Source organism: Bradyrhizobium vignae, from assembly GCF_004114425.1.
Classification (GTDB): Bacteria; Pseudomonadota; Alphaproteobacteria; order Rhizobiales; family Xanthobacteraceae; genus Bradyrhizobium; species Bradyrhizobium vignae.
Genome location: NZ_RDQF01000002.1, coordinates 82415 through 103452, shown reverse-complemented (window position 1 = coordinate 103452; position 21038 = coordinate 82415). Strand labels below are relative to the sequence as shown.

At 65.6% G+C, this 21038-nt stretch carries 18 protein-coding genes; 9 read left to right on the top strand and 9 right to left on the bottom strand.

Annotated elements, in window-relative coordinates:
• Nucleotides 1–93 precede the first annotated feature (93 nt).
• Both EAV90_RS02015 and EAV90_RS02010 read left to right on the top strand, forming a co-directional pair.
• On the top strand, nucleotides 94–1584 hold the full coding sequence (locus tag EAV90_RS02015) for an amidohydrolase family protein (RefSeq protein ID WP_245509434.1): 1491 nt from the start codon (nucleotides 94–96) through the stop codon (nucleotides 1582–1584).
• Nucleotides 1585–1587: 3 nt separating this feature from the next.
• On the top strand, nucleotides 1588–2517 hold the full coding sequence (locus tag EAV90_RS02010; RefSeq protein ID WP_122401103.1) for a CobW family GTP-binding protein: 930 nt from the start codon (nucleotides 1588–1590) through the stop codon (nucleotides 2515–2517).
• Nucleotides 2518–2532: 15 nt separating this feature from the next.
• Here the strand turns inward: EAV90_RS02010 and EAV90_RS02005 are convergent, their stop codons facing one another.
• The 3 genes from EAV90_RS02005 to EAV90_RS40320 all read right to left on the bottom strand — a co-directional run bounded on the left by EAV90_RS02005 (nucleotide 2533) and on the right by EAV90_RS40320 (nucleotide 4008).
• On the bottom strand, nucleotides 2533–2928 hold the full coding sequence (locus tag EAV90_RS02005; protein WP_122401104.1) for a GFA family protein: 396 nt from the start codon (nucleotides 2926–2928) through the stop codon (nucleotides 2533–2535).
• Between the two features lie 152 nt (nucleotides 2929–3080).
• A complete protein-coding gene (locus tag EAV90_RS41130; protein WP_283809938.1) occupies nucleotides 3081–3206 on the bottom strand; it encodes a hypothetical protein in 126 nt (41 codons plus the stop codon).
• Between the two features lie 13 nt (nucleotides 3207–3219).
• Nucleotides 3220–4008 (bottom strand): hypothetical protein, encoded by a 789-nt coding sequence (locus EAV90_RS40320; RefSeq protein ID WP_245163272.1) that lies wholly within the window; start codon nucleotides 4006–4008, stop codon nucleotides 3220–3222.
• A 210-nt stretch (nucleotides 4009–4218) separates the two neighbouring features.
• Here EAV90_RS40320 and EAV90_RS01990 point away from each other — a divergent pair, with 210 nt between their 5' ends.
• From EAV90_RS01990 to EAV90_RS01980, 3 genes are all read left to right on the top strand, one after another.
• Nucleotides 4219–5940 (top strand): AMP-binding protein, encoded by a 1722-nt coding sequence (locus tag EAV90_RS01990; protein WP_129142429.1) that lies wholly within the window; start codon nucleotides 4219–4221, stop codon nucleotides 5938–5940.
• A gap of 13 nt (nucleotides 5941–5953) precedes the next feature.
• Nucleotides 5954–9259: an acetyl-CoA carboxylase family protein gene (locus EAV90_RS01985; RefSeq protein WP_129142428.1), complete on the top strand. Its 3306-nt coding sequence runs from the start codon at nucleotides 5954–5956 to the stop codon at nucleotides 9257–9259.
• A gap of 240 nt (nucleotides 9260–9499) precedes the next feature.
• The gene (locus tag EAV90_RS01980; protein WP_162500132.1) at nucleotides 9500–11353 is read left to right on the top strand and encodes a sigma-54-dependent Fis family transcriptional regulator; all 1854 of its coding nucleotides are present in this window, start codon (nucleotides 9500–9502) and stop codon (nucleotides 11351–11353) included.
• Between the two features lie 154 nt (nucleotides 11354–11507).
• Here the strand turns inward: EAV90_RS01980 and EAV90_RS01975 are convergent, their stop codons facing one another.
• Nucleotides 11508–12062 carry a flavin reductase family protein gene (locus EAV90_RS01975; protein WP_122406402.1) on the bottom strand — a complete coding sequence of 185 codons (555 nt, stop codon included), beginning with the start codon at nucleotides 12060–12062 and terminating at the stop codon, nucleotides 11508–11510.
• A 57-nt stretch (nucleotides 12063–12119) separates the two neighbouring features.
• Nucleotides 12120–13217 (bottom strand): LLM class flavin-dependent oxidoreductase, encoded by a 1098-nt coding sequence (locus EAV90_RS01970; protein WP_122401107.1) that lies wholly within the window; start codon nucleotides 13215–13217, stop codon nucleotides 12120–12122.
• A gap of 216 nt (nucleotides 13218–13433) precedes the next feature.
• Between EAV90_RS01970 and EAV90_RS01965 the strand changes: the two genes are divergently transcribed.
• From EAV90_RS01965 to poxB, 3 genes are all read left to right on the top strand, one after another.
• Nucleotides 13434–14360, top strand: coding sequence for a 2-dehydro-3-deoxygalactonokinase (locus tag EAV90_RS01965; RefSeq protein WP_122401108.1), 927 nt, complete (start codon nucleotides 13434–13436; stop codon nucleotides 14358–14360).
• A 1-nt stretch (nucleotide 14361) separates the two neighbouring features.
• Nucleotides 14362–14994 carry a 2-dehydro-3-deoxy-6-phosphogalactonate aldolase gene (locus tag EAV90_RS01960; protein ID WP_129142427.1) on the top strand — a complete coding sequence of 211 codons (633 nt, stop codon included), beginning with the start codon at nucleotides 14362–14364 and terminating at the stop codon, nucleotides 14992–14994.
• Nucleotides 14995–15097: 103 nt separating this feature from the next.
• Entirely contained in the window at nucleotides 15098–16834 is a 1737-nt protein-coding gene (gene poxB, locus EAV90_RS01955) for a ubiquinone-dependent pyruvate dehydrogenase (protein WP_122401110.1), read from the top strand.
• A 197-nt stretch (nucleotides 16835–17031) separates the two neighbouring features.
• Here the strand turns inward: poxB and EAV90_RS01950 are convergent, their stop codons facing one another.
• The 3 genes from EAV90_RS01950 to EAV90_RS01940 all read right to left on the bottom strand — a co-directional run bounded on the left by EAV90_RS01950 (nucleotide 17032) and on the right by EAV90_RS01940 (nucleotide 19001).
• Complete coding sequence (locus EAV90_RS01950) at nucleotides 17032–17397, bottom strand: hypothetical protein (RefSeq protein ID WP_162500547.1); 366 nt, start codon at nucleotides 17395–17397, stop codon at nucleotides 17032–17034.
• A gap of 297 nt (nucleotides 17398–17694) precedes the next feature.
• Nucleotides 17695–17985: a hypothetical protein gene (locus tag EAV90_RS01945; protein WP_122401111.1), complete on the bottom strand. Its 291-nt coding sequence runs from the start codon at nucleotides 17983–17985 to the stop codon at nucleotides 17695–17697.
• A 107-nt stretch (nucleotides 17986–18092) separates the two neighbouring features.
• Nucleotides 18093–19001 carry a PaaI family thioesterase gene (locus EAV90_RS01940; protein WP_122401112.1) on the bottom strand — a complete coding sequence of 303 codons (909 nt, stop codon included), beginning with the start codon at nucleotides 18999–19001 and terminating at the stop codon, nucleotides 18093–18095.
• A 144-nt stretch (nucleotides 19002–19145) separates the two neighbouring features.
• Here EAV90_RS01940 and EAV90_RS39215 point away from each other — a divergent pair, with 144 nt between their 5' ends.
• Complete coding sequence (locus tag EAV90_RS39215) at nucleotides 19146–19463, top strand: hypothetical protein (protein WP_162500133.1); 318 nt, start codon at nucleotides 19146–19148, stop codon at nucleotides 19461–19463.
• 39 nt (nucleotides 19464–19502) lie between these two features.
• On the opposite strand, the gene EAV90_RS01930 is transcribed toward EAV90_RS39215, so the two are convergent.
• Nucleotides 19503–20972: an amidase gene (locus tag EAV90_RS01930; RefSeq protein WP_162500134.1), complete on the bottom strand. Its 1470-nt coding sequence runs from the start codon at nucleotides 20970–20972 to the stop codon at nucleotides 19503–19505.
• Nucleotides 20973–21038 lie beyond the last annotated feature (66 nt).

The following is a 21038-nucleotide window of genomic DNA, read 5'->3' as shown; positions in this document are numbered from 1 at the left end:
CTTCCGCTGAAGCATGATGCATCGGCCTTCGTGAAGGTGGTCGTTGCCCCCGGAATCTGCCTTGATGCGATTTCAAGGCGGAGGAGTGGCGAGATGAGCGGATTGGTGATCTCTGGCGGCCGGGTGGTGGATCCCGCGAGCGGGATGGACGCCGTTGGTGATGTGGCGGTGGTGGACGGCAAGATCGCCGCGGTCGGCACGGGCCTCGGCGGCGCCGAGCGGGTGATCGACGCGACCGGGCTTGTGGTGGCCCCGGGCTTCATCGACCTGCATGCGCATGGACAGTCGATCCCGGCCGACCGCATGCAGGCGTTCGACGGCGTCACGACGACGCTCGATCTCGAGGCCGGCGTGCTGCCGGTCGCATCCTGGTATGAGCGCCAGGCGCGGAAGGGCCGCGTGCTGAACTATGGCGCAGCCACCAACTGGGCCTTCGCGCGCATCGGCGCGATGACCGGCTCCAATGCGGAGAGCTCGCTGGAGGCGTTCGGCAACGCCATGCGCGATCGCCGCTGGATGGACAATGTCGCAACCGATGCGGAGGTATCAGGCATCCTCGAGCGTCTCACCCGCGGCCTCAACGAAGGCGGCATCGGCATCGGCATTCTGAACGCCTATGCGCCGGGCGCCGGCGTCCAGGAGCTGACGGCGGTGTGCCAGCTGGCTGCGGCCAAGGACGTGCCGACTTTCACCCATGTCGCGTTCATGTCGCGCATCGACCCCGAAAGCGCGGCGGAGGCCTATATCCGCCTGATCGGCTATGCCGGCGCCACCGGCGCGCACATGCACATCTGCCATTTCAACTCGTCGAGCAAGACCGACGTCGAGCGCTGCCGCGTGCTGATCGAGAAGGCGCAGGCGCAGGGGCTGCCGATCACGGTCGAAGCCTATCCTTACGGCACCGGCTCGACCGTGCTGGCCGCCGCCTTCTTCAGTGATCCGGAGTTCGTCGAGCGCAACGGCACCGGCTACGATTCCGTCCAGCGCGTGACCGACGGCTACCGCTTCCACGACCGCGAGGAGCTGCTCAAGGCGCAGGCCGAAGAGCCGTCCTCGCTGGTGCTCTGGCACATCCTCGACACCGAGAACAATGCGCGTCACCGCGACCTGCTCGACATGTCGGTGCTCTATCCCGGCGGCGCGATTGCCTCCGACGCGATGCCATGGACGCTCTCCGACGGCACCACCTATACCGGCGATGCCTGGCCGCTGCCGGATGATGCCACCTCGCATCCGCGCTCGGCCGGCTGCTTCACGAAATTCATCCGCGAATGGGTGCGCGAGCGCAAGACCGTTTCGCTGCTGGAGGGCGTGCGCAAATGCGCGCTGATCCCCGCGGAGATCCTCTCGCAGAGCACGCCCGCGATGCGGGCCAAGGGCCGGCTTGCGAAAGGCGCGGATGCCGACGTCGTCGTGTTCGATTACGAGAAGCTCTCGGACCGCGCGACCTTCACGGCGATGAACCGTCCCTCCGAAGGCGTGCGGCATCTGATTGTCAGCGGCGAGGTGCTGATCAGCGATGGCGTGCTTGATGTGGCGGCGCGGCCGGGTAAGCCCGTGCGCCGCCCTGTCGTTGAGGGCTGACCCATGCAGGTCCCCATTCTCCTGGTGACGGGCTTTTTGGGGGCCGGCAAGACCACGGTCGTGAACCATCTGCTGGCGCATGCTGAGGGGCGGCGCATCGCCGCCGTGGTCAACGATTTCGGCGCAATCAACATCGATGCGGAGCTGATCGCGGGCGCGAGCGATGGCGTGGTCAGCCTCAGCAATGGATGCATCTGCTGCTCGCTCGAGGGCGATCTGTTGCGCACGCTCTCGACGCTGCTGCGGCGAGATCCCAAGCCCGAGTATATCGTCATCGAAACCAGCGGCGTCGCCGATCCCGCCGACATCGTGCGCAATCTGATGGACCCGGTGATCCTGCGCGAGGCGCCGCTGGAGACGGTGCTCTGCGTGATGGATGCGACGGCGCCGGCAACGGCCCTGGATGACGCGCTGCTGCGGTCGCAGTTGCGCGTCGCCGATATCGTCGCGTTGAGCAAGCTGGATCTGGCGGATGCGGGCGCGGGGGCGCGGATGCGCGCGGCCATCCGCGCGCTGCGTGTTCCCGCCGTGGTGGTTGATGCAAACCACGGCGAGATTCCGGCCGCGCTGCTGTTCCCTGCGAATGCCGATCGCGCGCCCGCGCCGCGCGAGGTCGGCCCGCGCCGGCCGGCGGAAGAACGCTTCGAGACGCTGAGCTGGACCTCGGACAAGCCGGTCTCGCTGCCCCGCCTGCAGCAGGCCATCAACCGATTGGCGCCAAAGCTGGCGCGCGCCAAAGGCCTGTTCGAGACCGTCGAGCAGCCCGGCCGCATGATGGTGTTCCAGTTCGCGGCCGGCCGCGCGACGCTGGCACCCGGCGATGCGCCGGCGCCGGGCGTGCCGCGATCACGCATCGTCTTCATCGCCGAGCTCGGCGTTCTCTCGAAGGCGCAGCTCGACGCGATCATGGAGGCGTGCGTTGATGGGGTGTGAAGCCCGCGTCGTGTCTCAATCCTCCACGGACAATCCATCCCCATGGACATACCATTCGGCGCGCGATGACCACTGCACATGCCGGTCGGGTGTCGCATCCAGCTTCTCGTCGAACGCGCCGGCATGGATGATCGCCTCGCGCCCGCTGCGAGTCAAATGCGGCATCGGGCTGCCGCAGATCTTGCAGAACGCGGTGGCAAAGCTTCGCGCATTGGGCAGATCGAAGCGCGCGACGGATGCTTCACCGCGCAGCCATCGCAGCGCCTGCGCCTTCACGATGACCTCGCAGGAATGCGCCGTTCCTGTCGCCTTGCGGCAGCGCGAGCAGTGGCAGTTGAGGAAACGGTCGAACGGACCATCGACCTCGAAGGCGACCTCTCCGCACAGGCAGCTGCCGCGGAACACCACCATCTCATTCAACCTCCGGCTCGGCCGGTGCCTTCGTCCGTCTCGTCCGGGGAGCGCCGTGGGCGCCGCGCAGTCGGATCATCGTATCGATCTCCGCACCCCATCAGAGCCTTCCGGCGATCAATTCTCAAGAGGAGATATGCGACCAGAGCCTGTCAAAGCTCAGCAGAACGCAACCGCGCCAGCGTCGCCGCGTCCTCCTTGTCGGAGCCGACGAACTGGCAAACGAGTGAGGCGAGCTCACCCGGCTGCTTGCGCCGTGCGACCGCAAGCAGGCGCATCAAGCCCGCCTGGTCAATGCAGCGTGGGGCTTCCGACCAGCCAGCTCTTCATCGCCATCATCCGGTCATGCTCGAAAGACCGCAGGTGCCGGTCGGGCAGGATGAGACCGGCCATGCGGAAGATCGTTGCAAGCCCCTGGACCGGCGCGAGCGCCCAATCGGCGCCGACCGGTAGCAGCCAGCGCTCGAACTGCTCGCGCGCGACATCGATGCGGTCCCGCTGCGCCGCGGCGATGGCGCGCAGAATTCCGTGCTCGCCGTCCGACATGCGGGGACAAGTCGGGCAATGCACTTCGATGGCGGTATGGGCCGTGCAGGCGAAGATCTCGATGATGGACTCCAGCGACGGCACGGCATCGCCGACGCAAAAATGGTCGTACACCTCCTTGATATCGGCCGCGGTCGGAACGGCGCCTCCGCTGCGTGCCTTCGCCTGAATCCCCAGATGAAGAGCCGCTCCGCCGCGCTCAGCGCAGGGAGCTCGAGGACCCTGGTATGTGTCGATTGATGCATTGAGCCTCTGGCCTTTGGCTGCGCTCACGCCGGAGTTGGCGCGGATGATCTGCGCCGATCGTTCTGCCAGAGACCTCATCAAGTCAACGCTCGGAGAGGCGACGTCGAGGTGTTCTAGATTGGAAGAATTCGTATCTCTGATGCAGTCAGTCTCGCTTGCCTCGATGCCGTCTCCGGCACCGGGCAGGTCTCGCAAAACATCTCCGGCCTCACCGACGCCACGGCGGCGACCGGCGAGGCCGCCGGCCTCGTCCTGCAATCGAGTGGCCGGCTGGCGCAGAAGCTGCAATCGCTCGAAACCGAGGTCAGCGCCTTCGTTGCAGGCGTGCGGGCTAGCGAAAGAGCGCTGCGAGACGTCTGGTATTTCCGCGTCGCGGCATCGGCCGCGACGCGGTGCTGTTTTTCTTGACATGACCTCTGCCGTGCTCGACCTGTAGCGATGTCGATCGACGGCACCTGCGTGCCTTCGCGAGAAGAAAAGCAACACGGGAAGGACGTCATGAACGTGGGCCTCGACGAGAAGGACTACCTCGCCACCCTGCGCGGTTTGTGGGACAAGGCCTGGCCGCGGGGCATGCCGCGCTCGCCGAACTATCTGCACGGCGAAGTTCCCTTGACGGAATATCTGCGCGCCTGGGCAAAGCGCAGTCCGGAGCGGCCCGCGGTGATCTTTTACGGTCACGTCACCACCTATGCCGATCTCGACCGGCAGAGCGATCGCTTCGCGGCGCTGCTCGAGGCCAAGGGCGTGCGCAAGGGCGATCGCGTCGCCGTGTTCCTGCCGAACTGCCCGCAATTCCACATCGTGTTCTTCGGTATCTTGAAGCTCGGTGCGGTCCATGTCCCCGTCAGCCCGCTGTCGCGCGCGTTCGAGCTGTCTTACGAGCTCAACGACACCCAGGCCGAAGTGATCGTCGCGCTCGACCAGCTCATCCCGGTCGTCGAGCAGGTCCGCGGCGAGGTGCGCCTGCGCGAAATCATCGTCACCAGCTTTGCCGACGTCGTTCCGCCAGCGCCTGCGTTTCCCGCGCCTGACTCGATCCGCACACCGCGCATCGCGGTACCGGGCGCAACCGATCTGTTGACCGCGCTCGCGGCAATGCCCGCGCCAACCCCGCTGCCGCCACCGGATCTCGATGATGTCGCGGCGCTCAACTACACCGGCGGCACCACTGGCATGCCCAAGGGCTGCGTCCATACCCATCGCGACATGGTCTACACCGCCGCCGCCAATTACGGCATCTCGGTGCTGTCGGACGAGAGCAGCGTGTTTCTGTCGTTCTTCCCGGAGTTCTGGATCGCGGGCGAGAATTTCGGCTTGATCTTCCCGCTGTTCTCTGGCGCGACGCTGGTTTTGCTCGCGCGCTGGGACGCCGTCGGCGTGATGGCGGCGATCGACAAGTACAAGGTCACGATCACCGCGATGCCGGTCGACGGTGCGGTCGAGCTGATGGATCATCCGCGCTGGCGCGAGTTCGACCTGTCGTCCCTGAAGCAGGTGCGCGTCGTCTCCTTCGTCAAGAAGCTCAATGCCGACTATCGCAGGCGCTGGAAGGATCTCACCGGCACGATCCTGATGGAGGCGGCCTGGGGCATGACCGAGACCCACACGTCCAACACGTTCACGGCGGGCTTCCAGGACGATGATTTCGATCTCAACAGCCAGCCGATCTTCGTCGGCCTGCCGGTCCCCGGCGCCGAGTTCAAGATCACCGATTTCGAAACCGGCGCGCTGCTGCCGCTCGGCGCGGAAGGCGAGATCCGCGTGCGGACGCCGTCGCTGCTCAAGAGCTACTGGAACAAGCCGGAGGCCACCGCGGAGTCGCTCGTCGACGGCTGGCTGCGCACGGGCGATATCGGCACCATCGACAAGGACGGTTTTCTGCACTTCCTCGGCCGCCGCAAGGAGATGCTGAAGGTCAAGGGCATGAGCGTGTTTCCGCCGGAGATCGAGGCGCTGCTCGGCCAGCATCCGAAGGTGCTGGGCTCCGGTGTGGTCGGGCGCGACGACCCTGATAAGGGCCAGGTGCCGGTGGCCTATATCCAGCTCAAGCCGGAGGCGGTAGGCACCATCTCCGCGGAAGACCTGCGCGCCTGGTGCGCCGAGCGCATGGCCGTCTACAAGGTCCCGGAAGTGCGTATTATCGAAGCCCTGCCACTGACGGCGACGGGCAAGGTGAAGAAGCAAGACCTCAATCCCAACCTGCCCGCTGCCGTTTGAGTGAGAGACCACGATGTCGTTCAAGAAGCTCCTGATTGCCAATCGCGGCGAGATCGCCATCCGCATCGCGCGCGCGGCGGCCGACGCCGGCATCGCGACGGTTGCGATCCACCCCGCCGACGATGCGCTGTCGCTGCACGTGCGCGTTGCCGACGAAGCGGTCGAAATCCCCGGCCGCGGCGCCCGGGCCTATCTCGATATCGATGCGGTGGCGAAGACGGCGACGGCGGCTGGCTGCGATGCCGTGCATCCCGGCTACGGCTTTCTCAGCGAGAACGCGGCATTCGCCGAGGCTTGCAGCGATGCGGGCATCGTTTTCGTCGGGCCGAAGGCCGCGGCGCTCGAACTGTTCGGTGACAAGGTTGCGGCACGGCAACTGGCAAAGCGCTGCGGCGTCCCCATCATCGCCGGCACCAGCGGGCCGTCCTCGCTGGAGGAGATTTCGGCGTTCTTCACTTCTCTGGGCAGCAAGGCGGCGATCGTGATCAAGGCGATGGCAGGCGGTGGCGGCCGCGGCATGCGCGTGGTCGAGAACGCGTCCGATCTCGCGGAAGCCTATGTGCGCTGCCAGTCGGAGGCGAAGGCGGCATTCGGCTTCGACGGCGTCTACGCCGAGCGGCTGATCCGGCAGGCGCGCCATATCGAGGTGCAGATCATCGGCGACCGCCATGGCGCGATCTCCCATCTCTGGGAGCGCGAATGCACCATCCAGCGGCGGCACCAGAAGCTGATCGAAGTGGCGCCGAGCCCTTCGCTGAGCGATGCCCTGCGCGGCCGTATCATCGAGGCGGCGAAGCAGCTCGCGGCAGCCGCGTCCTACGATAGTCTCGGTACATTCGAATTCCTGATCGACGGCACCGCCGAAGACAGCTTTGCCTTCATCGAGGCTAATCCGCGGCTCCAGGTCGAGCATACCGTGACGGAAGAGGTGCTCGGGCTCGACCTCGTCCGCGCCCAGCTCGCGGTCGCTGCAGGCAGCACGCTGGCCTCGCTGGGTCTTGCGCAGGGTTCGATCCCGAAGCCGCACGGCTATGCCATGCAGCTCCGCGTCAACATGGAGACGCTGGACGAGACCGGCGCGACGCATCCGACCGGCGGCGTGCTTGCCGTGTTCGAGCCGCCGTCGGGCCCAGGCGTCCGCGTCGATAGTTTTGGCTATGCCGGCTACAAGACCAGCGCAGCTTTCGATTCGCTGCTGGCGAAAGTCATCGTGCATACGCCGGGCGAGGCCTGGCATGACGTGGTCGCCAAGGCTTCGCGTGCCTTGCGCGAGTTCCGGATCGACGGCGTCGTCACCAACATCGCCTTCCTCCAGGCCGTGCTCGCGCATCCCGATTTCAGGACCAACCGCATCGCGACCGATTTCATCGATCGCAACATCGCAAGACTTGTCGAAGCCGCCGATGGCGCAGCCAAGCCGCTTTACTTCGCTGCGACCGAGCGAAGCGGCACGCTCGCCGCTGAGGCGCACGTCGCGCAAGTCGTACCCGAAGGCGCGGTGATGGTTGCGGCGCCGCTGCAAGGGACCATCGTCACCATTCAGGTGAAGGAAGGCGAGATCGTCCGCCCCGGCCACCAACTCGCCGTGATCGAATCCATGAAGATGGAGCATCTGATCATGGCCGAGCAGGGCGGCCGCGTCATGAAGCTCGTCGCCGGCGATGGCGTTACGCTGCTGCATGGCGAGCCGATCCTGTATCTCGAGCCGCTCGACGTCGCGGCTGATAGCGCGGCGGCGGAATCGGAGATCGATCTCGACCACATCCGCCCTGATCTTGCCGAGCTGATCGCGCGCCAGGCCAACACGCTTGACGAGAACCGCCCGGCTGCGGTCGAGCGCCGCCGCAACACCAACCAGCGCACCGCGCGCGAGAACATCGCACAGCTCGTCGACGACGGCTCCTTCATGGAGTATGGCAGTCTCGCGATCGCGGCACAGCGCCGCCGCCGCAAGCTCGACGACCTCATCAAGAACACGCCGGCCGACGGCCTGGTCATGGGCGTTGCCACGGTCAATGCCGAGAAGTTCGGCGCCGAAGGCGGCCGCTGCATCGTCCTGGCGTATGACTATACCGTGCTCGCGGGCACGCAGGGCCACATGAATCACAAGAAGATCGACCGCATGCTGACGCTCGCGGAAGACTGGCGCGTGCCGCTGGTGTTCTATGCGGAAGGCGGCGGCGGCCGACCCGGCGATACCGACCGGCTCGGGATGACCGGCCTCGACGGTCCGTCCTTCGTGCAGTTCGCAAGACTGTCGGGCCTTGTGCCGGTGATTGGCGTGGTCTCCGGCTATTGCTTTGCCGGCAACGCGGCGATGCTCGGCTGCTGCGACGTCATCATCGCCACCAAAAACGCTTCGATCGGCATGGGCGGTCCCGCGATGATCGAGGGCGGCGGGCTCGGCGTCTATCACCCGGCCGAGGTGGGCCCGGTTTCGTTCCAGTCGCCGAACGGCGTCATCGATATATTGGTCGAGGACGAGGAAGAGGCGACGCGCGTCGCGCAGAAATATCTGTCCTATTTCCAGGGCGCGGTGACCGAGTGGGAAGCCGCCGACCAGCGCCTGCTTCGCCGCGCCATCCCCGAGAACCGATTGCGCGTCTACGACATCCGCGACGTGATCGACCTCCTCGCCGACGAGGATTCCGTGCTTGAGCTGCGCCGCGATTACGGCGTCGGCATGATCACCGCGCTGATCCGCATCGAGGGAAAGCCGTTCGGCCTCATCGCCAACAATCCGCGCCATCTCGGCGGCGCCATCGATGCCGATGCCGGCGACAAGGCTGCGCGCTTCCTCCAGCTCTGCGACGCGTTCGATCTGCCCATCGTCTCGCTCTGCGACACGCCCGGCTTCATGGTTGGCCCCGAAGCGGAGAAGACTGCGATCGTGCGCCACGTCTCGCGCATGTTCGTCACCGGCGCGAGCCTCACCGTGCCGCTGTTCGGCATCGTGCTGCGCAAGGGCTATGGTCTCGGCGCGCAATCGATGATCGGCGGTGGCTTCCACGCCTCCTTCTTCACCGCGGCCTGGCCAACCGGCGAGTTCGGCGGCATGGGCCTGGAGGGCTATGTCCGCCTCGGCTTCCGCAAGGAGATGGAGGCGATCGCCGATCCCGAGCAGCGCGAGACCTATTACCGCAATAAGGTTACCGAGCTCTATGCCAACGGCAAGGCGGTCTCGATCGCCTCGGTGTTCGAGATCGACAACGTCATCGATCCCGCCGAGACGCGGCGCTGGATCATGGCGGGGCTGCGCTCCGTGCCGAAGCCCGAGCCGAGGACGGCGAAGAAGCGGCCGTGCATCGACACGTGGTGAGGGCGGTGCAGCAATGCGCGCCGTAAGTTTCTAGCGAACTCGCCTCCGCACCGTCATGCCCGGCTCGTCCCGGGCATCCACGTTCTTTCGCACGCGCTGAAATACGTCGATGGCCGCGACGAAGCCCCGCCATGACGGCGCTGAGGCATCGCGCGATACAACTGCGTCCCCGGTTTCCGATTGACATCCCCGCCTGTGGTGCCAGACTTTGCACAATAATACAGGGTGGAGACGTCCGCGATGGCCAGCCTTTCGGCCTCGAACCATGTCGCCCGTGTCTTGTCCGTCGCCAACCACGTGGCCGACGTCGATGCCTCTTCGCGGATTGCCAATTCCTGGCGGCGGTGCCTCGTCAATCACAAGCTCGATCCCGCCCGTCAGGGCCCGCCGCAAACGCTGACCGAATCCGAGATCCGGCATGCCGCCGAACCGATGGAGGAGACGATCAGGCTCGCCACGCCCGAGCTCGAGGATCTCGCCCGCGTGCTGCGCGACGCCGGCTATTGCGTCAATCTCGCGGATGCGAACGCGACCATGCTGTTCAGCCGCCTGCCGGGCGAGGCCGACGCAAGGATGTTCCTGGACTGGAAGATCTACACGGGCTCGAACTTCGCCGAGACATTTGAAGGCACCAATGGGCTCGGCACCGCGCTGGCCGAGGAGAAGCCGATCCTGGTGCATCGCGACGAACATTTCCGCGCGCAATGGCACATGTTCTCCTGCGCCGTGGCGCCGCTGTTCGACCAGGCCGGGCGCCTCGCCGGTGCCATCAACATCACCTCCTGCCGCGAGGATCTGGAGCGCGCCGCACATCAGCTTGCACTCGCGGTGACGATGGAGGCGACGCGGCGGATGGAGGGCGCGATCTTCCGTGGCCATTTCCGCAACGCCTGGATCGCGACCCTGCCCGGCGACGGCGGCAGCGGCCTCGTCGCCTATGACGACGACCGCCGCATCGTGGGCGCCTGCCGTTCCGCGCGTGCGCTGCTGGGCCTCACCGATGGCCTCATCGCATCCGGCATCGATCTGTCGCGCTACATCAAGCTCGATCATCACGCCGCGCGCGGTGCGGACGAGTTGGTCGAGCTGCGCCGCGCCGATGGCAGTCCGTTGGGACAGGGGCGCGTTGCTCCGCCGCTGCGTGCAAGGTCGCATGTGCCGCGCCGCGATGCGCCTGCTGGCCGGTTCGATGCCCTGCATCGGCTTGCTGGACGCGATCCCGGTCTGATCCGAAGCGTGAAGCGGCTCATGAGCATCGGCGATCACAATCTGCCGGTCCTGCTGCATGGCGAGACCGGTGTCGGCAAGGACGTGTTCGCGCGCGCCATCCACGCCGCGAGCAATCGTGCGCGCAACAATTATGTCGCGCTGAATTGCGCGGCCATGCCCGAGAGCCTGATCGACGCCGAACTGTTCGGCTACGAGGCCGGCGCCTTCACCGGCGCGCGGCGCGAGGGCTCGAAGGGCCTGATCGTGCAGGCCGATGGCGGCACGCTGTTCCTCGACGAGATCGGCGATATGCCGATTGCGCTCCAGACGCGCCTGTTGCGCGTTTTGGAGAACCGCGAGGTCTGGCCGCTCGGCGCGCTCAAGCCTGTCGCCGTCGACATCCGCCTGATCAGCGCCACCCATCGCGATCTCGGCCGCATGGCGCAAGAGGGCGCGTTCCGCGCCGACCTCTATTTCCGCCTGCGCGGCCTCGAGGTGCACCTGCCGGCCTTGCGCGAGCGTGCGGACCGCGGCGACATCATCCGCCAGATCGCGCGCGAGGAGGCGCCGAACTGCCGCCTTTCGGACCAGGCCTGGTCGCAGCTCGCGACCTATCCGTTCCCCGGCAACATGCGCCAGCTCCGCCACGTGCTACGGCTCGCCGGCTGTACGGCGGAGAACGGTGTGATTGCCGACTCCGACCTCGATCTGCCGCCGTTTGGCGGGAGGGCGGAGCTGGATCTCGCGGCAGCCGAGCGCGCGACGATCGTGGAAGCCCTGCGCCGGCATGGCGGCCGCGTCACCGAGGCCGCACGCGCGCTGAAGCTGAGCCGCGCGACGCTTTATCGGAAGCTCAAGCAGTTGAATATCGAGACGGCGCAGTAGGGCTCAACTGCATGTGGCGAGGGGGTCTTCCCCCTAAAGCATGATCCGGAAAAGTGCGAAGCGGTTTTCCGGAATGATCATGCAAACAACAAGCTAAAGCGCGATGACGATTCATCCAAATCTCATCGCGCATTAGGAAGAACGCGAGCGCTCGTCACGAAAAATCCGTCCAGCTCAGATGCCGCGCATCGAGGTCGCCGAGCGCGACCATCTCGCGGATCTCGTGCGGCGTATGGAAATTGCCGCGCAGATAGACCAGCGGCTTGGCGGCATCCGCATGCGAGACACCGCGGACCTCACCGACGAAGATCGAATGCGTCTTGGTCTCGAACTCCTGCGCCAACACGCAGTCGAATGCCGCCACCGCATCCGTCAGCACCGGCGCGCCGGTGGCGCCGCGTGTCCATTGCCCGAAGGCAAAGCGATCGTCGCCGTTGACGCCCTTCTGGCCGCTGAAGGTGAGCGCCAGCAGCGCGTGTTCCTCGTGCAGGAAATTGATCGCAAAGGCGCCTTCCTCGCGGATGCGTGCATGGGCGCTGGCATTGCGGTTGACGCAGACGATCAGCGACGGCGGATTGTCCGACAGCGAGCAGGCCGACGTGACTGTGAGCCCCGTGCGCTTGCCGTGCTCCGCGCCGACCGTGACCAGCGCCACGGCGCCGGCACATTGGCGCATGGCCTGCTTGAAATCCTTTGCATCCACGGACACGCGGAAATCTCCCAAATGAATGCGGGTGCGGCACGATCGCGCCGCACCCGCTGCGGGTCAAGCCGCCTTCTTCGCGGAGCCGAGATGCGCAAGACGCGGCATCACCTCGTTCTTCAGCAGCGACAGCGAGTGATGCCAGGCTTCGGCCTTGTGCTTGTAGTCGAAACCGAACACCAGCAGCACGCCGAAGCCGCCGACCTCGTCGTAGATCTTCTCGATCTTCTCGGCGACCGTCGCAGGCGAGCCGACGATCCAGTTCCGCTTGGCGCAATATTCGACGGTGACGTCGCTGTCGGGCACGTCGGGTGCGTGCTTCAGATAGTCCTTGAAGCCGAAATGGCCGAGCAGCGGCAGGAAGTACTCGTGCATCATCCGGCCCATCATGTCGCCGGTCGAGAGCTTCCAGGCCTCTTCATCAGTGTCGGCGACGAACACTTCACGCACGAGACGCCAATCCTGCCGGTTCGGCTTGCGCCCGGTCTTGGCCGCGCCGATCTCGACCGAGTCCCAATGGCTGGAGACATAGGCCGGGTTGAGGTTGAGACTCATCGGGATGAAGCCGCGCTCGCCGGCGAGCTTCAGCGTGTCCGAGTTCTTGGAAAGCCCGGCGACGCCGATCGGCGGATGTGGCGCCTGCAGCGGCTTGATGTGCGGCTTGAGGAAGTCGAACATCGTGTCAGGCTTGGTCACCGTCCAGAACTTGCCCTTGTGGGTAAAGGGTGCCGGCTCGGTCCAGAGTTTGAGAATGATCTCCAGCGCCTCGCGGGTCATGTCGCGATTCTGCCCGCTCATGCCGTCGACGTTGAACATCGCCCAGTCACTCGGCAGCCCAGAAGCCGCGACGCCGAAATTGAGCCGGCCCTCGGAGAGATGGTCGAGCATGGCGACGCGGTTGGCGAGCTCGGCCGGATGGTGATAGGGCAACAGGAAGCCGCCCGGTCCGATGCGCAAGCGTTTGGTCTGCATCAGCGCCTGCGCGATCAGGAGGTCCGGCGTGGGATTGGGTTCCCAGGGTGCGGTGTGGTGCTCGCCGACCCAGGCCTCCTGATAGCCGAGTTCGTCGAGCCAGCGCATGACTTGCAGGTCCCAGTCGTTCCCTTCCTTCAGGCCGCACTCCGGCGGATGCGAGGGCATCGTGAAATAACCGATCTCCATGGGTTTCCTCATCTGATGTTGACGCGTCTTGCCGCGCGTTGACGGATTGAGTGACCCAGCTTGAGCAAGCGGTGTGCCAGCGCGGCGGGGTCTCAAATTGAAGAGAAAGGGCTGGTTTGCCCGCGCAATAGCCGGTATCTCGACGGGAGCCTGCAAGACATCGTCTCATGTGTCGCGAGACGGCGTCTTAGCCGTGAGACGAGGACGAGACCTGACATGACCGAACCCGCTTACGTCGCGGTGGACTGGGGCACCAGCAGCTTCCGGCTCTGGCTGATCGATCGCGCCGGCCAGGCGCTGACCGAGCGCCGCAGCGGCGAGGGCATGCTGGCCGCGGCCAAGGCTGGCTTTCCCACCGTGCTGCAATCGCATCTTGCGGCCGTCGAAGCGCCGGATCATCTGCCGGTGCTCGTCTGCGGCATGGCCGGTGCCCGTAACGGCTGGGTCGAGGCCGGCTATGTCGACACGCCGGCGCCGCTCTCCGCCGTTCTGAAACAGGCCGTGCGCGTGCCGGGCGAGGCGCGCGACATCCGCATCCTGCCGGGCATCGCGCAGCGCGATGCAACAGCGCCGGACGTGATGCGCGGCGAGGAGACGCAATTGCTCGGCGCGCTCGGCCTCGATGCCGCGGGTGAGGCGCTGGTCTGCATGCCCGGCACGCATTCGAAATGGGTTCGCGTGACGGACGGGACTGTCGAACGATTTTCCACGTTCATGACCGGCGAGCTGTTCAGTGTCGTCTCGCGCGAGACCATCCTGTCGCTCGCGGTCGCCGGCGCAGACGACACTGAGGATGTCGTGAGCTTCAAGGCGGCCGTGAAGGCCGCGTTCGACGCCCCGGCCTTCGCTGCCAACCTTCTGTTCACCGCGCGGTCGCGGCAGCTTCTGTTCGGCGGCACGCCGGCCGCGGCGCGCGAGACGCTGTCTGGCACGTTGATCGGCGTCGAGCTGGCCGCGGGGCTCTCCGGCGCCGTGCCGCCAGCGGGTGTCCAGCTGATTGCCTCGGGGCGGCTTGCGATGCTGTATCGGCTGGGTTTCGAGGCGCTGTCGGTGACCGCAAGGCCCGTCGATGCGGATGAAGCCGTCCGCCGCGGCCTGTCGATGGCGGCCGCCGCGATCTGGACGAAGTGGAAGGATTCTTGAGATGAGCGTTCCCTTTCCGTCGATGAAGGGGCCGCTGGTCGCGATCCTGCGCGGCGTCAGGCCCGAGGAGACCGAGGCGATCGTCGGCGTGCTGATCGAGGCCGGCATGACCGCGATCGAGATTCCCTTGAACTCGCCGGATCCATTCCGCTCCATCGCGATGGCGGTGAAGCGGGCGCCATCAGGCGTGTTGATCGGCGCCGGCACGGTGCTGACCACGGCAGATGTCGATCGTCTCAACGATGTCGGCGGCCGACTGATGGTCTCGCCCAATGTCGACACCGAGGTGCTGGCGCGCGCGCATCAGCACGGCATGATCACGATGCCCGGCGTTTTCTCGCCGACCGAAGCGCTGCTCGCCATGCGATCCGGCGCGTCGAGCCTAAAATTCTTTCCGGCGAGCGTGCTCGGCGCCTCCGGCATTGCCGCAATCCGCGCCGTGCTGCCATCAGGCGTGATGATCGCCGCCGTCGGCGGCGTCTCCGACCAGAACTTTGCGGAGTACATCGACGGTGGTGTGACCGCATTCGGCCTCGGCTCCAGCCTCTACAAGCCCGGCATGAGTGCAGCCGATGTCGCAGCTCGCGCAAAGGTGACAGTCGCGGCCTACGATCGGGCGATTGCGAAAAAGTGAGCCGGAACAGACAAGCCTTGATCGTGTGATAGCTTATTGTCCTTCGCGGTGCCGCGATGTTCGCGCATCGTGCGCATGCGAATGGCTGAAGCAGGAGACCGACATGGCGATCAACAACGTGGCCGATCTGTTCGTGGCAACGCTCGAGCAGGCCGGCGTCAAACGCATCTACGGCATCGTCGGCGACAGTCTGAACGCGCTGACTGAGGCGCTGCGTCGCCGCGGCACGATCGAATGGATCCATGTTCGCCACGAAGAGGTTGCGGCCTTCGCCGCGGCCGGCGAAGCCGAGATGACGGGAAGTCTTGCGGTGTGTGCGGGCTCCTGCGGCCCGGGCAATCTGCATCTGATCAACGGGCTGTTCGATGCGCATCGCAGTCGCGTTCCGGTGCTGGCGATTGCAGCGCAGATCCCCACCGCGGAGATCGGCGGCGGCTATTTCCAGGAGACGCATCCGCAGAACCTGTTCCGCGAATGCAGCCATTATTGCGAACTGGTTTCGGACCCGAGCCAGCTGCCTTACGTGCTGGAGAATGCGATCCGCGCGGCGGTGGGCCTGCGCGGTGTCGCGGTCGTCGCCATGCCCGGCGATGTCGCTTTCCGCAGCCCGCCGAAGCGCGCGCTATCGACGGCGCGCGGGCTTGCGCTGGCTGCGCCGAAGGTCGAGCCGCAGCCCGATGAGCTGAAGGCGCTTGCGAACCTCCTGAACCGCGCCGAGCGTGTCACGCTGTTCTGCGGCCGCGGCTGCGCCGGCGCGCATGCGCCGTTGATGCAGCTGGCCGAAGCGCTCAAGAGCCCGATCGTGCATGCGCTCGGCGGCAAGGAGCATGTCGAGTACGACAATCCTTACGACGTCGGCATGACCGGCTTCATCGGCTTCTCCTCAGGCTACGCCGCCATGCACGCTTGCGACGCGCTGGTGATGCTCGGCACCGATTTTCCCTACAAGCAGTTCTTCCCGACCGGCTGCCAGATCGCGCAGATCGACATCCGTCCGGAAAATCTCGGGCGACGCTGCAAGATCGATCTCGGCCTCGTCGGCGACGTCAAGCTGACCATCGAGGCGCTGCTGCCGCTGCTGAAGACCAAGACGCAGCGCAGGCATCTTGATGATGCCATCGTGCACTACAAGAGGGCGCGCGAAGGTCTGGACTCGCTCGCCAAGGGCACGCCCGGCAGCAAGCCGATCCATCCGCAATATCTCGCCAAGGTCATCAGCGACCACGCATCTGAGGATGCCGTGTTCACTGCCGATGTCGGCACGCCGACGGTGTGGGCGGCGCGCTATCTCGACATGAACGGCCGGCGCCGGCTGATCGGCTCCTTCGCGCACGGCTCGATGGCCAATGCCATGCCGCAGGCGATCGGCGCGCAGGCCGCACAGCCCGGGCGACAGGTGATCTCGCTCTCCGGCGACGGCGGCTTCACCATGCTGATGGGCGATCTCATCACGCTGACGCAGATGAAGCTGCCGGTGAAGGTGGTCGTCTTCAATAATGGCGTGCTCGGCTTCGTCGCGCTGGAGATGAAGGCGGCAGGCTTCGTCGACACCAATGTCGATCTGGAGAATCCCGATTTCGCCGCGATGGCGCGTGCGATGGGTATCTTCGCGAAACGCGTCGAAGATCCCGGCGAGCTCCCTGGCGCGATGAAGGAGATGTTGGCGCACGATGGGCCGGCGCTGCTCGATGTCGTCACCGCCAAGCAGGAGCTGTCGATGCCACCGACCATCACCGCCGAGCAGGTCAAGGGTTTCAGCCTGTGGGTCCTGCGCGCCGTGATGAACGGGCGCGGCGACGAGGTTCTGGACCTTGCGAAGACGAATTTGTTGCCGCGTTGATTCCGGCTGAGGCGGCTCGGCCTCACCTCTCCTGAAGAGAGAGGTCGGATCGCATTGCAAATGCGGTCCGGGTGAGGGGTTGCAGTCTCACTGACTGCTGCGGCCCCTCACCCGGATTGCACTGGACGACGCTTCGCATCGCCAAGAGCATTTCCGACCTCCCGCCGATGGAGAGAGGTGAATACCAATGCGCGTCCTCAGCCGCGCTTCGCCGAGGGTAGCGGCAACCGCTCATGGCGGCGCTGGAAGCGTTGCCAGTGCAGCACGATGCCGATCAGCAGCGCCGGCACAAAGCCGAGCATGATCAGGAAGTGCGGCAGCTCCTTCGGCGAGATGAAGGCGATGGCGATGTCAGAGATCAGCCACAGCGCTGCGAACATGACCGCAAAGTCGGTTCGCGGGCAGCGCAGATAATAAAACACGGCGGTGATGACGATGGCCGGCCCGATGGCGATGGCGATCATGATCGCCGTCAGCTCCTTCGGCGTCAACGCGTCGAGCACCATTGATGCCAGCAGCCAGAGCGCGGCGAACATGGCGACGATGTCGATCGGATGCCGCACGACGGTACCTCTCGTGGAACCACGGTATCGTTGTAGACGCGCGCGTCGCCCGTCAAGCCCCAATGTGGTGAAGATCAGGCACTCCGGGTCGCACGGCAACGCCGGGCCGGCAACGTAGGCTGCTGACTCATACACCCGCGGTTCGCCTTGCGCCACCGGCCAGGACGCGCATATTTGCGATCGTGCGCTCGATGTGTCGGCATTCCAAGATCTGGCGATCGAGTAGACGAAGACGTCTCTCGACGCGCTCGAGCTCCGATTTGGGTGGCTGCATCTTATTCGCGGAGATCCAAGTTGCTAAAGCATGATCCGGAAAAGTGCGAAGCGGTTTTCCGGAAAGATCATGCGTAAACAACAAGCTAAAGCGCGATGACGATTCATCCAAATCTCATCGCGCTTTAGCGCTTCCGGTTCATCCAGAAATCGGTTTAGCCACGGAGCCAAGCCGGTCCGCTCGGCGATCAGCCCACGAATGGCGGTGTCGATGGACTCCTCGAGCAACTCAATCCTCGCCTCGTCGATCGCAGCATCGCGTTTCGACGAGCGGGTGGAGAACCTGGCGACGGCGCGCTCCAGATCGGGCAGCATGATCTCAAGAATGCTTGTGCGACGGCGATGGCGCCGCGATCACGAATCGGAATTTACGGTCGTCGGTGTAGGCTCGTGGTCTTGGGTAGCGTACCGCCAGATGCGACTTAATCCTGCTCGAGGCCCGGCGTTGACCGCAGCATGAAGTGACCGAAAGCGGTGGCGATCGGCTTGTTCGCATCGTCCTGCCAGGCCCGCGCCTCGAAGGCCACGATGCGTCGGCCCTGCTTCACGATCGAGACGTTGGCAAACGTGTCGAGGGCGCGACCGGAGCGCAAGTAGTTGACGGTGAGGCCGATCGGCTTGGGCGGCGCGGCAGCGCCGAGCTCACGTGCCACGCCGACGATCGCGGTGGTCTCGAGGAAGGCGCCGGTCATGCCGCCGTGGATCGCGGGCAGGATCGGATTGCCGATGATCTTCGGCGAGAACGGCATCGTCAGCGTGCCATTGTCGTTGACGCGGATGCCGAGGCAGCGCGCGAACGGGCTATTCGCAAACGGGCCATCCGGATCCTCCGGCGCCTCCAGAGTCGGGATGCTGCGCAAGTCCATCCGGCGATCGGCGAGCATGTTGGTGCGGTTGGCGCCGATCATGAAGCAGGCGGTCGCGGTCGCGACCGGATCGTCCTCGGATTCCTGATAGGCGGTGGAGCGCACGAAGGCGATCGAGCGCGTGGTGCGGTAGCACACCGAATGCGCCTTGATGTCGAGGCCGGGTGTTGCCGGCTTCTGGTAGTCGATACGTAAGTCCAGGGTTGCAATCGCGCGCGTGCCGTCGAGCGCAAGTTGCACCGCCATGCCGCAGCTCTCGTCCAGCATCGCGGTGACGACGCCGCCATGCAGAACGCCGGTCTCGGTGTCGCCGACGAAGACGGGACGGTAGGGCAGGCTGGACCAGGCCTCGGCCGGCGCGAAGCGATCGAGCTGGAGCCCGCTGATATGGCCGTAATCGGAGCGCCGGCCCTGGATGGCCTCGGCGAGTTCCTCGAAAGGGAGTGCGGTCGGTGTGCTGGACATGAGCAGGTTCTAGACCAGCGCCGGGCGCCGTGCAAAACCCCGAATGGGCGTCGCTGCTCGGCCTGGAGCGGTTTGGCCTCGACAGGGCGGTCCGAAGCGACGATGGTGGGGCTCCGTTCGTTCGACTCGTTGTAAGGAGTGCCCATGGCCGATCCCGAAACGCCCTCGACCGCCCAGGGGCCCGTCACCATTTCGACCTCCAGCGCCGAGCGGGCGCCGATCATCTATTTCGATGGCGCTTCCTGTTTCGGCCACCACAACGGCGCGATCCAGATCGAACTCGCCGCAAACCTGCTGATGCCGGTCGGCGCCGCCGTCAGGGTCGACGTGGTCCAGACCGCGCACTTACGTTGCAGCGTGGCCGCCGCGCTGGCGCTGCGCGAAGCGCTCGACAAGGCGCTCGCGATGTACAAGCAGGGCCAGCAGCAGCCGACGGAGGACATCCCGGCGGTGAAGAATTGAGGCAGAAGCGCGATCGCCTGTCAGGGCAATCCCAGCTTCTCAGCCCACATGCACCTTCGGCTTCTTGCCGCCGTTCCACTTGCCATCGAGTGCGCGTTCGATCTGGGCGGCGAGCTGGAGAAGCAGGCCGTCATTGGCCTGCTTGGCGATCGCCTGGATGCCTAGCGGCAGGCCGTGGTCCTGCGCGGCCATCGGCAGCGAGATCGCCGGCATGCCGCAGAGATTGGCGAGCGGCGTGAAGGCGAAGAAGCGCCAGAGATTGCCGAACCAGTCGAGCACATCGGGATTATCGGAGATGGTGAGGTATTCCTTGGTGCCGACCTTCGGCGTCGGCAGCGCCGTGATCGGCGTCAGGATCACGTCCCACTGCTCGAAGAACGCGCCGAAACCGCGTGAGGTCGTGTTGAATACGCCTTGCATCTTCGCCCGCTCGGCGAAGCTCGTGTGCCGGCCGGCTTCCCAGATCCGGACGTTCATGGGCTCGATCAGGTCTTCCGGCGGCCTTTCCAGCCCGCGCGCGGCCAGCAAGTTGGAGATCACCACCGCGAAGTTCGAGATGTAGCAGGTGGTCTGCGCTGCGAACGCGGCACGGAAATCGAGCTCGGGCAGCGCGTAGTCGACGTGATGGCCGAGGCCTTCGAGGAAGCGACCGGCCTTCGCCAGCTCGGCGGCGATCTCGGGCGTCGCGGTGTAGTCGCCCCATGTATGCGACAGCGCGATGCGAAGCTTTGCCGGGTCCCGCTTGATCATCTCGCAATAAGGCTGCGCCGTGGTCCAGAACGGCATGAACTCGCCCGGCGCCGGTCCCCTCGCGTGATCGACGAAGGCGGCGGTGTCGCGCACGGAACGCGACTGGCAGCCCTGGATCGAGACGAGGCCGGTGAGGTCGGACATGTGCGGCGCCAGCGAGAACACGCCGCGCGAGACCTTCAGTCCGATATTGCCGTTGACGCCGGCGGGAATGCGGATCGAGCCGCCACCATCGGTCGCATGCGCGATCGGCACAACGCCGGCGGCGACCATCGCGGCGCTGCCGGCTGACGAGCCGCAGGTGGTGTAGTCGGTATTCCAGGGATTGCGCGTGACGTAGACGGCGGGATTGTCGGCCGAGCTGCATACGCCGAATTCCGGCGTCGTGGTGCGCCCGATCAGATTGAGCCCCGCCTGACGGAATTTACCTGTCAGGAACGTGTCGGCCGCGGCGCGATTGCCGCGCATCAACAGCGAGCCCATTTCCTGGAGCCGGCCCTTCATGGTCGGCCCGAGGTCCTTCATCAGGAAGGGCAGGCCGCCGAACGGACCCGCAAGATTGGCGCCATCCTTGGCGGGATCGGCGATCACGTCCTCGAACAGCTCGACTACGCCCGACAGTGCCGGATTGACCTTGGCGATGCCCGCGGCGGCCTGCCGTGCCAGTTCCTTCGCCGTCAGCTCGCCCTTGCGGACGCGTCCCGCCAGCGCGACGCCATCGTGCTGCGCCCATTCACTCCAGCTCATCGGCAAAGTCATGAAATCAAATCCCCTCGGTAGCAGCGTCACCTTTTTCGCAAGGGCGGGCGTGAATCAACCGAGCCG